This is a genomic window from Lujinxingia vulgaris (assembly GCF_007997005.1).
GTDB lineage: Bacteria > Myxococcota_A > Bradymonadia > Bradymonadales > Bradymonadaceae > Lujinxingia.
In genome coordinates, this window is the sequence record NZ_VOSL01000145.1 from 25,308 (window position 1) to 38,066 (window position 12,759).

The 12,759-nt window shown below is 65.8% G+C and carries 10 protein-coding genes; 4 read left to right on the forward strand and 6 right to left on the reverse strand.

Translation table 11 applies throughout. From position 1 onward, the window contains the following. The first annotated feature begins 77 nt into the window (after positions 1 to 77). Together FRC96_RS20080 and FRC96_RS20085 are read left to right on the forward strand one after the other, a co-directional pair. A complete protein-coding gene (locus FRC96_RS20080; protein WP_146977250.1) occupies positions 78 to 869 on the forward strand; it encodes a DNA-methyltransferase in 792 nt (263 codons plus the stop codon). A 69-nt stretch (positions 870 to 938) separates the two neighbouring features. Then, complete coding sequence (locus FRC96_RS20085) at positions 939 to 3,197, forward strand: DEAD/DEAH box helicase (protein ID WP_146977252.1); 2,259 nt, start codon at positions 939 to 941, stop codon at positions 3,195 to 3,197. Positions 3,198 to 3,263: 66 nt separating this feature from the next. Here FRC96_RS20085 and FRC96_RS20090 read toward each other — a convergent pair whose 3' ends face one another. The 6 genes from FRC96_RS20090 to FRC96_RS20115 form a co-directional block, all read right to left on the reverse strand. Continuing rightward, positions 3,264 to 4,640 carry a trypsin-like peptidase domain-containing protein gene (locus FRC96_RS20090; protein ID WP_146977254.1) on the reverse strand — a complete coding sequence of 459 codons (1,377 nt, stop codon included), beginning with the start codon at positions 4,638 to 4,640 and terminating at the stop codon, positions 3,264 to 3,266. Between the two features lie 44 nt (positions 4,641 to 4,684). Beyond that, positions 4,685 to 5,149 carry a hypothetical protein gene (locus FRC96_RS20095; RefSeq protein WP_146977255.1) on the reverse strand — a complete coding sequence of 155 codons (465 nt, stop codon included), beginning with the start codon at positions 5,147 to 5,149 and terminating at the stop codon, positions 4,685 to 4,687. A gap of 122 nt (positions 5,150 to 5,271) precedes the next feature. After that, complete coding sequence (locus FRC96_RS20100; protein ID WP_146977257.1) at positions 5,272 to 5,985, reverse strand: hypothetical protein; 714 nt, start codon at positions 5,983 to 5,985, stop codon at positions 5,272 to 5,274. A 236-nt stretch (positions 5,986 to 6,221) separates the two neighbouring features. Next, positions 6,222 to 8,429 carry an ATP-binding protein gene (locus FRC96_RS20105; protein WP_146977259.1) on the reverse strand — a complete coding sequence of 736 codons (2,208 nt, stop codon included), beginning with the start codon at positions 8,427 to 8,429 and terminating at the stop codon, positions 6,222 to 6,224. Between the two features lie 213 nt (positions 8,430 to 8,642). Further along, a complete protein-coding gene (locus FRC96_RS22505; RefSeq protein ID WP_230470511.1) occupies positions 8,643 to 9,449 on the reverse strand; it encodes a peptidylprolyl isomerase in 807 nt (268 codons plus the stop codon). Between the two features lie 109 nt (positions 9,450 to 9,558). Continuing rightward, positions 9,559 to 10,851 carry a tetratricopeptide repeat protein gene (locus FRC96_RS20115; RefSeq protein ID WP_146977260.1) on the reverse strand — a complete coding sequence of 431 codons (1,293 nt, stop codon included), beginning with the start codon at positions 10,849 to 10,851 and terminating at the stop codon, positions 9,559 to 9,561. Positions 10,852 to 10,949: 98 nt separating this feature from the next. On the opposite strand from FRC96_RS20115, the gene FRC96_RS20120 reads away from it, so the two are divergent. Together FRC96_RS20120 and FRC96_RS20125 are read left to right on the forward strand one after the other, a co-directional pair. Further along, positions 10,950 to 11,768 (forward strand): hypothetical protein, encoded by an 819-nt coding sequence (locus FRC96_RS20120; RefSeq protein WP_146977262.1) that lies wholly within the window; start codon positions 10,950 to 10,952, stop codon positions 11,766 to 11,768. Positions 11,769 to 11,841: 73 nt separating this feature from the next. Beyond that, entirely contained in the window at positions 11,842 to 12,759 is a 918-nt protein-coding gene (locus FRC96_RS20125) for an alpha/beta fold hydrolase (RefSeq protein WP_230470512.1), read from the forward strand.

Here is a 12,759-nt window from a genome sequence, read left to right on the forward strand (position 1 = left end):
TTTCGCTAATGGCCACGGATGGCCCACCCCCAGACCAGGGATATGGTCGCGCGGGGTGTTAGACGACAGGGAAGTCAATGCAAGCACGTGCGCAAGAACGGGCGGCGGTACTCTCTCCTTATTACGAACATGAGCGCGGGGTGACCCTCTATAAGGGCGACTCGCTGGAGCTGCTGGAGGCGATGGAGCCGGAGCAGTTCGACATGATCTTTGCCGATCCTCCCTACTTCCTGTCGAACGACGGGGTGACCTGTAAGTCGGGGCGGATGGTCTCGGTGAATAAGGGGAGATGGGACCGCTCGCAGGGCGTGGAGGAGAATCACGCGTTCAATCTGCGCTGGCTTGAGGCGTGTCAGCGCCTGCTCAAGCCCAACGGGTCGATGTGGGTCAGTGGTACGCACCACGTGATCTTCTCGATCGGGTTTGCGATGCAGTCGCTGGGGTTCAAGATCCTTAATGACATCGCCTGGTTTAAGGTCAATCCGCCGCCGAACCTCTCGTGCCGCTACTTTACCCACGGCACCGAGACGGTGATCTGGGCCGGGCGCGATCATGACACCCGCCACACCTTCAACTACAAGGTGATGAAGGAGATGAACGGCGGCAAGCAGATGAAGAATCTGTGGAACATCATGGCGCCGCGCAAAGCGGAGAAGGCTCACGGCAAGCACCCCACGCAGAAGCCGATCGCGCTTCTGGACCGCATCGTGTTGGCCTCGACCAACGAGGGTGAGCGCATCCTCGACCCCTTCTGCGGCTCGTCGACCACCGGTGTGGCCGCGGTGCAGAACGGTCGCCACTACGTGGGATTGGATCAGAGCGAGGAGTACCTCGACCTGTCAATTCGTCGCATCGAAGAGCACCTCTGAGGCGTTGGCGCGCTTCTTAAAGGGGGGCGTCATCGGGGGCGATGAGACAGGCCACCTCAGGAGCGTGATATGGAGTACCGCGGGCTGAAGCTCGATGGGTTTCAACGCCAGGCCATCGAGGCCATTGAGAGCGGGCACAGTGTGCTTGTGGCCGCGCCGACCGGCACCGGGAAGACCCTGATCGCCGACTACCTCATTGAGCATGTGCTCGAGGAGGGTGGCGAGGTCATCTACACGGCGCCGGTCAAGGCGCTCTCCAACCAGAAGTACCGGCAGTACTGCGCGCTTTTTGGGCGAGAGAAGGTGGGGCTTGTGACCGGCGACCTGGTGATCAACCGGGATGCGCCGGTGCGCATTATGACCACCGAGATTTTGCGCAACATGCTGCTGGAGGGACATCGGGTCGAGGAGGGGACGCGGCCCGCTGGCGAGGCCGCGGGCCGCGAGGCGCAGGGGGAGAAGGCGCTGGATGTGGAGTTGTTTTCGCCCTCGGATGTGGCGCTTCCGGATCTGAAAAAACTCAAGGCGGTGATCATCGATGAGATTCATTTTCTCGATGATCCGGAGCGGGGCACGGTCTGGGAAGAGCTTTTGATCTATCTTCCCTCCGAGGTTCGCATTCTGGGCCTGTCGGCGACGCTCTCCAACCTGGAGGAGTTTGCGCACTGGCTCACCCAGATCCGCCAGGCCGAGGTCAAGGTGGTGCTGGAGACCGAGCGCACCGTGCCTCTGCAGATTCGCCTGGCGAACACCGAGAGCGGGCCGTGTGAGGTGGGGGCGTTTGAGAAGGCGTTCGCCCGCTGGAAGAAGGAGCAGAAGAAGGCGCGCGAGGCCGGCGATGAGGGCAAAGGGCGCCGTCGAAGCCGGGGAGGAAGGCGTCGAAAGAGTCGTGGGGGAAGGCGAGGAGGTCGGGGGCGGCGCGACGACTTCGCGGGCGCGAAGCCGACGACGCATCTGGATATGATGGAGATGCTGGGGCGAGGCGACTTCCCGGTGCTCTACTTCATTTACAGCCGCAAGATGGTCGAGATTTTTGCGGCGAAGCTGGCCCACTCGAGGGTGGGACGGCAGCTGAGCCACGGGCAGAACACCCGCCAGATCGATGAGCGCCTGGAGCGCTTTGAGGCGGACCACCCCGAGGTGCTCACGCGTAAGTTACGGGGGATGTACCGCCAGGGCATTGCGTTTCACCACGCCGGGCTGCACGTGGCACTTAAGGCGCTGGTGGAGGAGCTCTATGAGGCGCGTCTTCTCAAAGTGCTTTACTGCACCTCGACCTTTGCGCTGGGCATCAACATGCCGGCGCGCACGGTGATGTTTGACAGCCTGACGCGTTATAACGGCACGGAGTTTGTGCCGCTGACGATCCGCGAGTTTATGCAGATGGCCGGCCGGGCGGGGCGGCGCGGGATTGACCCGGTGGGCAATGTCTTGATCCGTCAGGATTTTGGAGGCTACGGGGAGGTGCGCGGGCTCTTAAAACGCCTGCTCAGCGGGGAGAGTGAGCCGGTGCGCTCGGCCTTTAATCTCTCGTTTCATTCGGTGGTCAACCTCGTCGACCGATTCGATGAGGAGAGCATCCGCTATATGCTCGAGCAGAGCTTTAAGGCCTATCAGGACGGGCGCTCGGCCACGGCGTTGCGCACGAAGATCGAAGATCTGGAGGGGGAGGAGGGCCAGGAGAGTTTTACGCGGCGCAAGCGCCGTGACTTGGCCGGGCTGCGCCGCGAACTCGTTACGGTGGAGCGACCGCGCCTGTGGGAGGCTTTTGCGCGCAAGGTGGCGTTTCTGAAGACGCACGGCTACCTGGGCGCTGATAACGAGCTGTACACGCCGGCGAAGATCCTGCGGCATATCAAGATCGAGGAGCTCTTTGTGACCGAGCTCATCCTCAACGGGGTGCTGGAGGCGTTGAGCCCGGCGCAGCTCTTCGGGGTGATGTGCGGGCTTGTGCAGACGTTGCCGCGAACGGCGAAGGTGCATGCGCCGGACGACGATCGCTGGTGGGGCATCTTTGAGGCCATCAACGAGGTCTATGAGTCCGATGTGGTGGCCGACGGCGATGAGCTCGTGGGGCAGGAGTCGGTCTTTACGCCGGAGCTGATGCCGCTCGGGGAGCGCTGGGCGAAGGGGGAGTCGTTGAGCGCGCTCTTGATGGACATTCGTAACCCGACGGATATGTCGGGCGATCTTGTGGGGGCGTTTCGGCGCGCCAAAGATCTGGTCAGTCAGGTGCGTCAGGTGCATCGCGAAGATGAGGATCGCTGGCGGGAGCTCAGTGAGCTCTTGCGGGCGGTCACGCGCGATGAGGTTGAGGTGCTGGACTGACGCAAACGCCCCTCGAGCGATGGGAGCATCGGGGGGCGGCGCCGAAGAGGTTCAAGCAGGGGGCGGTCAGGAGGCGGTTTTGAGTCGCACCGCGGCGAAGAGGGGCTGTCCGCCGCGTCGCAGCAGGATGCGGATGGGGCTTCCGGCGGGTTGCTCTTTGAGCACGCGGGGGACCTCTTCGGGGGCGGAGATGTCGGTGCCGGCGATGTTGAGGATCACGTCGCCGGGGCGCAGGATGCCCGAGGCCGGGGAGCCGGCTTCGACGCGCTCGACCAGCACGCCTTCGCCCGGGGGGCCGCCGGCGCGGGAGGCGTTTCGGGAGGTGATGGCGCTCAAGAAGACGCCCAGGCGGCCCTCAAAAGGACGGGGCTCAATACCGCGGGCGCGCTCGACCTGGGGTCGCGTGGGGTCGGGGCGCTCGGCCACGGTGAGACGGGTTTGTTCGCGAGAGCCTTCGCGCAGGTAGGTCAACTCGATGGTGGAGCCGGGGCTGACGCGGCCGATGATTTTGAGGAGCTCGGAGGGGTCGCTGACTTCCTGGTCGCCGACGGCGGTGATGATGTCGCCGGGCTGCAGCGCGGCGCGCGATGCGGGGCTGTTGGACTCCACCGACCGGACCAGCGCGCCGGCGTCCGGGTCCACGCCGAAGGTCGTGGCCAGGGCCTCGGAGAGCTCCTGGATGCCGGCACCGATGAAGCCCCGGGAGACGTAGCCCGGATCCCGGAGCTGGTCGAGGATCTCGGTGACCACGTCGATGGGCACCGCAAAACCAATGCCCTGACCGTTGCGAATGATCGCGGTGTTCACCCCGATCACCTCCCCGTCGAGGTTGAAGAGGGGGCCGCCGGAGTTGCCCGGATTGATGGAGGCGTCGGTCTGCAGAAAGTTATCGAAGGGGCCCATGCCGATGGAGCGGCCGGTGGCGCTGAGCACGCCGACGGTGACCGAGTGCTCCAGGCCAAAGGGGCTGCCGATGGCCACGACCCATTGTCCGGGGCGGATGTCTTCGGAGGTGCCCAGGTTGACCGCCGAGAGGTTGACCGGTGCGCTGACCTGCAAGAGCGCGATGTCGGTGGCCGGGTCGGCGCCGACCAGGCGGGCGGAGAGGATGTCGCCTTTGGCCAGCGCCACCTGAATGGTCTGCGCGCCGTTGACGACGTGCCAGTTGGTGATGATGAGCCCGCTCTCGTCGACGATAAAGCCGGAGCCCTGCCCGCGCGAAGGCTCGCCCGGTGAGGGGTTGAAGAAGGGGTTGAGGGTGCCGGGAGGGGCGGCCATCTCGGTCTGCACGGAGACGACCTGATCGCGGCTCTGCTCAAAGAGTCGCGCGACCTGCGGGAGGGTGTCGGGGGCGGGGCGCTGGGCCCGGGCGATGGCCGGGGCGGTGCTCAAGAGGGTGAGCGACGCCAGGAGCGCCACCGTGACACGGGTGAGGAGAGCCATGACTGTCCTTTTGGAGTGTGCTTACCATCAGGGGCTGCGCACCATCAGGGTTCGAGTTGCAGGAAAGGATCTTCGGCGGTGAGTTTATCCTGGTCGTTGCTCAGGCCGTGGAAGACATAGACGAGGGCGCCGGCGTCGGAGACCCAGGTGTCGGCGCTGCCGCGCACCACAAGACGGTCGAGAAGCTGGCGAGCCTGCTCCACCGAGAGGTGACAGCCCAGCGCGGCCTCTTCGACCGTGAGGCGGCCCTGCTTGTGTTGGGCAAAGCGCAGGATGCGGTTCTCTTCCTGCGAGAGCTCGTCGATGGCGGCGTTCTGGCGGCTGGCGCGCATATTACGAAGAGCGAGGATGGCACAGACGATCGTGAGCGCGCCAAAGATCAGCGCGCTCACTGTTGCAGCGAGGCGTTGGTCGGGGACCAGGAGCCCCAGCGCGATCATGGCCAGGGTAACCAGCCCGAAGAGCGGGGTGCCGAGCAGCGCGCCGATCGTGCTACAGCCTCGGGGCATAAGGAGTCCTGCGCAGCGAACCTCAAGGAATCAGTCCGGCGACCGCGCCCCCCGCACGATGGGGGTGGCGAGGCGGCCGGGCGGCATCCTGATGGGTTGGATCATTGGGGCAACGTACAAACTTACTCGTAGGAGTGCTCGCGCCAGAAGTTGGGGCCGGGGAGGTTCTGGCTCTTCTTCTTGTTGAGGTAGGCGCGCGCGCCGATGACCATGTCGGGCAGGGTGCTGCGGGTGGCCCAGCGCACCAGGAAGTCGGGGAGCCAGCCGCCGATGTCGACGTTGAGGACGTGGCGCATCAGGGTGTGCTCGTTGTTGGGCCCGTAGGGCTGGAGGATCCAGTAGCCAAACATATCGCCCAGGTTACCGGAGCCTTCGATGTAGGAGAAGGTGGAGACGAAGCTCTCTACGCCGCCGAGCTCGCGGGTGTGGTTATGCACGTTGAAGTGGCCGTCGCGGTCACGGGCCGGGAAGGGGACCTTGGCGGTGCCGGCGCAGACGACGCGCTCCTCGCTGGAGCGGCTGATCAGGGAGGTGTCTTTGATGTTGTCGCGCCAGTCGCCGTACTTCCAGCATTCTTCGACGAGCGGGACGACATCACTCATGGGTGCCTGGATGATGCCGGTGGCTACGCCCCGGTTGACGTCGTCGTTTTGCTGCAGACTGACCAGGACTTCGCCGCGCTCAATGCGGGCGCGCTGGCTGTCGTTGAGGTTAATGGGTCGCACAGGCTCGCTGGAGCCGGCAAAGGCCACGGAGGCGCCGGTCAGGAGCAGGGCGAAGGTGAGCAGGGCAAAGAGCCCCTGACGAGCGGTGCGGTTGATCGAGATGTTCAACATCGGAATCCTCGGACGAAAGCGTTGGTGCCCACAATACGGCAGCGAGTGTAAACGCGACCACACAGATGTCGATCCCCGAAGTGGCCTCGTGCTGAATGTCTGACGTAAGGGGCGCCCGAATATTCGAAGCGCGAGGTGCAGGGGCCGGGTGTTGGTAGCCTGTGCGCCGGGCAGATGCAAACGCGGCGTGGTGATGCGGTGGAGCGCGGCGCAAGGGGCTGGAATCCGTCGAAGCGTTAGGTGGCGTTACGTCGTCGAGCCAGGATTCGGCGCAGGGCTTCGGGCTCAAAGGGTTTGTCCAGACAGGGGATCTCGCGGCGCTCCATAAAGTGGCGCTCCGACTGGCCGGGGGAGCCGCCGGTCATGAAGATCAGGCGGCTGAGCTGGTCGGGGTGGTGGGCCGCAAGCTCCCGGGCGAACTCCACGCCGGTCATCTGCGGCATCATCAGGTCACAGAGGATCACCTCGCCGCCCGGGTGTGCGGTGAGGTAGGTCAGGGCGTCGGCGGCGCGCTCAAAATGAAGCACGTCGAAGGTGTCATCGAGCATGCGTCGCAGCGCGCGGGCCACCGGTGCCTGATCTTCGACAATGATGAGCAGGGGGCGGTGATGAGGATCGATGTCGAGGAGGTCGGCCGGGTCGGTGGTGAACTCCAGGGAGTCTTCGGCGCGCTGGCGAGGGAGCCAGACGGTGAAGGTGGCGCCCTGGCCCGGCGAGCTCTCCACCTCGATGCGGCCGCCCATGCCGCTGACGATATGCTGGCAGATGGAGAGCCCCAGGCCGCTGCCTTCGTCGGGGGCTTTGGTGGTGAAGAAGGGGGTAAAGATCTGCTGGAGGTCCTCCTGGTTGAGGCCTTTCCCGGTGTCGGCGATGCGGACGAGCACCCAGCGCTCGTGCAGCTCGGTGGTCAGCGTGATCAGGTTGTCGAGGGCGCGGCCCTCGGGGATGGCCTGAGCGGCGTTAACCAGGAGGTTAAGGAAGACCTGACCCAGCCGCGACTCCGAGCCGCTGACGAGCGCCTGGCCGCAGTAGTTGCGCTGCACGCGGGCGCGGTGTCGGAGCTGGTTGCCGGCGATGCGCAGCGAGGTCTCCAGGACCTGCTCGGCGTCGGCGGTGTCGTCGCGGCTGATCTTCTCCCAGGTGGCGTAATGTTTGAGGTCGCCGACAATCTCGCGCACGCGATCGGCCCCCTGACGGGCCTCGGTGAGCGCTTCGATCGCCGGAGCGTGGACGGGGTTGGAGGAGCTGGCGAGGTGCTCGCGAACAAAGTCGAGGTTGGCGGCGACGTAGGCCAGCGGGTTGTTGATCTCGTGACCGACACCGCTGGCCAGCAGGCCCACCGCGGCCATGCGATCGACCTGGGTGAGGTGGGCTTGAAGTTGGCGCTGTTCGGTGAGATCGCGGCCGATGAGCACAATCCACTGAAGTTGGCCGTCGCGCTGGATTTGGGAGGCGCTCAGCTCCACCGCTTTGAGCTCCCCGCTGCGGGTGCGCCAGAGGTGCTCGCGGAGGGTGTTGGGGCCGGCGTCGAAGTCGCTCAGGAGGACCGCGGCGTTGGGGTATTCGGAGGTGTCGAAATGCTCCAGGGTCAGCGCGTCGAGCTCCTCGGGCCGGTAGCCGAGCAGGGCGCAGAAGGCCGGGTTGGCCTGGTGCACGCGCAGGTTGTCCGGTTGCAGGACGCAGACGACCTCATCGGAGTTTTCGATCAGGGCGTTGTAGATGGCGCGGTTGTCGTGGAGTGCGGCTTTGACCTGGGAGGTCTCGGCGTCGCGTCGGCGGATGTAAGCCAGGAGGCGATGCACCACGCCCAGGGTCAGCCCGAGGTAGACCACGAAGTTCGTGAAGAGAAAGAGCGCGCGGGCGTCGGCGCTGAGATCGTTGAAATGAACTCGCAGCTGATCCTGGAGGACGAAGAGTGCATCGAGATGGGCGCGCGCTTTCATGGTGAGCGCGTGTCGTTCTGGGCGTGAGAGATGGGATTCTGAGTGCCATCGCTGCTTACTTTGCTCGAAGATCGCCTCCAGGGCGTCGACATGGGGAGCCATCTCATCCCAGAGCTCCATCATTTCGCGCAGACGAGGGATCGTGCGGCTGAGACGAAGCTGGAGGGGCGAGGAGGAGTCGAGGAGGGGAGCGTCACGATGCGTGTGGAGATGGTCTCGGACACGGCCCCAGTTCACCTCCTCGGCGCTGAGCATGACGTTGAGCTCGCGGAGGGGAGCCAGGGTCTCGAAGTGGCCTTCAATGGCGTCCGCGTCATTGGGATTCCCGGTCAGGATGTAGCGGGTGAGGTGATCGCTGATGACGTGAAGCTCTCGGAAGGAATCCGTCTCCATCTCACGGGCCTCACTGATCTGGGTGAGAGCCTGCATGGTCAGGTAGTTCGTCGTCAGAGTGACGAGCGTCAAGACAAGCGTGGCGACGAAGAGCGAGCGTTTCAGCATGGCGGGGGTACCGGGCAAGGGTACGGAGGAAGGGCCTCGTCAGAGCAATGATGTTTACGAAGCGTTACAAATGCTAAGGTCATCGCGCGCCCGGAGAAGGGTCGGGTGATGCGGGAGAGGGCATGAAAAAACCCTCGCCAGGTGGCGAGGGCTTTCGACGGCGGCGCGCTGAGGCGGGTGGCTCATTGCGCGTTTCGGATGGTGCCGAGGAGGTTATTCAACGATGCGAACCTCGGTGGTGTAGTCGAGCTCGGGGAACTCCGCCTTGAGGTACGCGTTGCCCTGAGCCTGGAGGCGGCCCTGATCGGGGCCGCGGCCGCGGGGGGCGCCTTCGCCGTAGCCTTTGTAGAGGCTGTCGACGACGTCCATGCCCTCGATGACGCGGCCGACCGGGGCGAAGCCCATGTTGTCGAGCTGAGCGTTGTTGCCGAAGTTGATGAAGAGCTGGGTGGTGCGGGTGTTGGGGCCGGCGGTGGCGAAGCTGACGTAGCCGCGCTCGTTGGACTGCTTGACCTCGTCGTCGCTGATGCGGGCTTCGCGCCAGACCTGGTTGACCTGCGGATCGCCGTGGATGCCGAACTGGGCCATGAAGCCGTCAATGACGCGGAAGAAGGCGATGTTGTCGTAGTAGCCGATCTTGACCAGGTTGTAGAGGCGGTCGGCGCCGCGGGGGGCCCACTCACGGTTGACCTCCACCACGAAGTTACCTTCGGTGGTGCCGAAGTTGATCTTGAAGGTCTCGGGGGCCTCTTCGGTGGCAGCGTCGGGGTTGAGAAGTGCCTCGTTGGTCGCAGCGAGCGCGCCATCGGAGTCTGCGGCGTTGTCGGCCGGGGCTTCTTCGGCGCTGGCCTCGGTGGCCTCATTGGCCTGGTCGGTGGTCTCGTCGGCGGCTTCTTCGGCGGTGGAGGCCTCGGATTCGGCCGGCGTGGAGTCGACGCGGGGCTCAGGGGGGCTGTCGCAGCCCAGAGTCAGGTTAAAGGCGATCAGGATGGCGAGGAGGCCGAGCAGTGTACGAGTCATCATCATCTCAGGGTGGGTGGTGAGGTGGGTTTGCGCGCTCGGAGCAGGCTCCGAAGGCACCATTTAAGTTGCGGGCTCCGGCGATACGCTAGTCAAGCCTGTGCGGACGTCAAGGTTGCACGCGCGCGCAGGCTGCTTCGTCGCCGAGTTCGCAGGCGCGTTGCAAGGCGTCGCGGGCGCCGGCCGCATCCACCGGGCCGCCCTGGCCGGCCGAGCGCATCTGGGCGGCGAAGGTGCAGGCCTGGAGGTGTCCGAGCTCGCAGCCGCGGCCTAAGAGCTCGCGGCCGCGGGCGAAGTCGGGGTTTGGCTGGCGGGTGTTGTAGAAGATCGCCAGGTTGTAGCAGGCCACCGGCACGTTGAGGGCGCAGGCGCGCTCAAAGCCGAAGATCATCTCGGGGGAGGTCTCCTGGCCCGACGCCGTCTCCAGAAAAGAGCGGGCGTGGTGGAAGCAGCTGTAGCCATGCCAGCGCTCGCAGCCTTCTTGCCAGAGGGTGCGGGCGGCGGCCAGGTCGCCGTTGTTTGCCAGGCCTACGGCGTGTTCGGAGCAGCCGTTGACGTCGTCGAGTTCGCAGGCCCGGGCGTAGAGGGCGTCGACACGGGGCTGCTCGGCGCCGGCGTCTTTGAGGCGGTCGGCCAGGGCGGTGCAGGCCGGGCCGAAGTCGGCGGTGCAGGCCTTCTCGATGCGTGCTTCGACTTCGGCGGCGGGGCGGCCGAGCTCTTCGTGAAGTTCGGCCAGGCGCAGGCATCCCTCGGCGCCGTCGAGCTCGCAGGCGCGCATCAAGAGCTCTTCGGCACGGGTGGGGTCGGCGGCGTCTTCATTGAGCAGGAGCGCGATGCCCAGGTCCAGGCAGGCCTGTGGGTCGCCCTCATCGCAGCTCTGCTGCCATTGCGGGGCGTAGTCAGCGAGTGTGGTGCCGGCGCCGATGTTGCGGGCGTCGGTGCAGCTCTGCTCCTGGCCAAGCTCGCAGGCGCGCTCCAGGAGCTGGCGGGCCTGCTCGGGGTCTTTGGGCACGCCGACGCCCTGGCTGTAGACCAGGCCCAGGTCGTGGCAGGCCTGGCCGCGTTCGAGCTCACAGGCGCGGGTGAGAAGTTCAATGGAGATGGGCAGATCTTCGGGGCGCTCGGCATCAAAGGCCAGGCTTGTGGCCAGCTCGTGGCAGGCCTCGGCGTCTCCCGCTTCGCATTGTGCGGCGCGCGGGTCGTCGAGATCGGCGTAGGCCGGGGTTGTGGGAGGGGTGGCGAGCTCTGGCGCGCGCTCCTCCTCGGGAGGCGCTTTTGACTCGGAGACGTCCGGGGCGGGGGTGTTTCGGCCTATGAAAAAGACCGAGGCGCCCAGCGCCAGAATCGCTACGATGAGGATGCTGACTGTTTTGCCGCGATTGCCATTGCTCTTTTTTTGCATGTGGACCTCAGCTGGCGTGGCTTTAAATCCCGCAGGGGGCGTGATAATCGCAGAAGCCACAGGAGAGGTCGAGGCGCATTGTGGCAAGCGAGGAAGCGATGAAGTCTGGTGGTCGAGGGGTGAAGATCAACACGAGAGGAGCGGCGCTGCTGATGCTGCTGACGCTGCCGGGAGGCTGGGTCGGGTGCGATCGTGGTGGAGAGCCCGAGGCGCCGGCGCCCGCCGTGCCCGTCGAGCGCGAGGAGGCGCCGGCGGTCGAGGAGCCCGCCGAGCCCGACGCCGAAGAGGCCGAGCCGCCCGGACCGCCAGAAGGCCCCTTGAGCTTTTCGAGCTGGCCGGGGCGAGAGGAGTTGCACACCTTCGACTTGATGTGGCTCGGCGGAGAACGCGAGGTGACGCTCTATGAGGGGCCTGACGCCTCCTCCTCACAGGTGGGCACGGCCAGCTGGATGGACACCGAAGAGATCGTCTGGGAGGACACGCGTGTGCGGGTGCTGGAGCCGACCGCGTATGAGGCCACCCGAGCGCTGGAGGTAGCGGGGCTGGCCTACGATGAGGACTTTGAGGAGTTGGATGCCGAGGAGGTGCGTCTGGCCCTGGAAGAAGGCGAGCAGGTTGCGCTTTATCAATACGGTGGCGAGGGTACCTGCTTTGTGGGAGCGCGCGGCCAGGTGGTGCTCGGGCCCTGTCCGACCGAGGAGATGGGACTTCGCGCGGTGAACGAGCGTCCCGATGCGGATGCGCAGCCGGCGCAGGCGGCATCTGAGGACGCGGCCCATCCCGAGGTCAAAGAGCGCTGGCGGCCGCGCGAAGAGCAGTGGTGGGTGAGAGTTCGCCACAACGCGCAGCGCGGTTGGATGCGCGTCGATAATGCGCCGGTCGAGGTTCATGTGCGCCTCATTGAAGGCTACGAGTGAGGCTGCGGCGCGCCACGCGCCGCCTGAGCACGACGATGCACGATGCCACACGACACACGCACGAGAGCATACGATGTCGGGACTTCCCCAGAAGTGGGCCATTGCCGGTGACGGGACGTCGCTGGCCTATCGGGACAGCGGCGGTGATGGGGTGCCGGTGGTCTTTACCAACGGCTACGCCACCTCGACCTATTATTGGGACGGGCTTGTGGAGGCGCTGGGCGACCGGGTGCGCGCGATCACCTGGGACCTGCGCGGGCATGGGCGGTCGCAGGCCGCGCGCGATCCGCAGAGCCTGACGGTGGGGGGCTGCGCCGACGATCTTCGCCGGGTGATGGACGCGGCCGGTGTGGAGCGCGCGGTGCTCGTGGCCTTTTCGTTCGGGTGCCAGATCGTGCTGGAGGCCTGGCGGCTGATGCCCGAGCGGGTGATGGGGCTGGTGCCGATCCTCGGGCCTTTTGAGCGGCCCTTTGACACGTTGATCAGCCCGAAGGTGGGGCCGTCGCTCTTTGAGGTGTTTCGGCGGGTGCGACCTGAGTGGGCCGGGGTGATGCTCAAGGCCGGCGCGTGGAGCGGGCGTATGCCGGGGGTGCATGGTGCCGCGCAGCTTACGGGCGTGGTGGGGCGAGGCGTTCGCGCCGAGGCAATGCGACCCTTTTATGAGACGCTGGGGGGCATTGATGCGGCGAGCTGGCATGCGCTCGGTGTGGCCGCTCAGGAGCACTCCGCGCGCGATCTTCTTGAGACGATCGATGTGCCCACCCTGGTCATCGCCGGCGGTCGTGACGTCTTCTCACCCGGGGAGCTCGGCCGTGAGATGGCGGCGCTCATCCCGGGCGCGCGGCTGATGTGGCTCGATGAGGCCACCCACACCGGGTTGCTGGGGCATCCCGAACCCATCGCCGCGGCGGTGCGCACGTATTTACGCGAGATTGCCCCGGCGCATCGCGCCGGGACGTCCCAGCCGGAAACCGAGGTCGCCCCGGCCTGA

Excerpts from the sequence above, each read along its gene's own strand:
- FRC96_RS20080 (WP_146977250.1), top strand. The coding sequence starts at position 78 with ATGCAAGCACGTGCGCAAGAACGGGCGGCGGTACTCTCTCCTTATTAC.
- FRC96_RS20085 (WP_146977252.1), top strand. The coding sequence starts at position 939 with ATGGAGTACCGCGGGCTGAAGCTCGATGGGTTTCAACGCCAGGCCATC.
- FRC96_RS20090 (WP_146977254.1), bottom strand. The coding sequence starts at position 4,640 with ATGGCTCTCCTCACCCGTGTCACGGTGGCGCTCCTGGCGTCGCTCACC.
- FRC96_RS20095 (WP_146977255.1), bottom strand. The coding sequence starts at position 5,149 with ATGCCCCGAGGCTGTAGCACGATCGGCGCGCTGCTCGGCACCCCGCTC.
- FRC96_RS20100 (WP_146977257.1), bottom strand. The coding sequence starts at position 5,985 with ATGTTGAACATCTCGATCAACCGCACCGCTCGTCAGGGGCTCTTTGCC.
- FRC96_RS20105 (WP_146977259.1), bottom strand. The coding sequence starts at position 8,429 with ATGCTGAAACGCTCGCTCTTCGTCGCCACGCTTGTCTTGACGCTCGTC.
- FRC96_RS22505 (WP_230470511.1), bottom strand. The coding sequence starts at position 9,449 with ATGACTCGTACACTGCTCGGCCTCCTCGCCATCCTGATCGCCTTTAAC.
- FRC96_RS20115 (WP_146977260.1), bottom strand. The coding sequence starts at position 10,851 with ATGCAAAAAAAGAGCAATGGCAATCGCGGCAAAACAGTCAGCATCCTC.
- FRC96_RS20120 (WP_146977262.1), top strand. The coding sequence starts at position 10,950 with ATGAAGTCTGGTGGTCGAGGGGTGAAGATCAACACGAGAGGAGCGGCG.
- FRC96_RS20125 (WP_230470512.1), top strand. The coding sequence starts at position 11,842 with ATGTCGGGACTTCCCCAGAAGTGGGCCATTGCCGGTGACGGGACGTCG.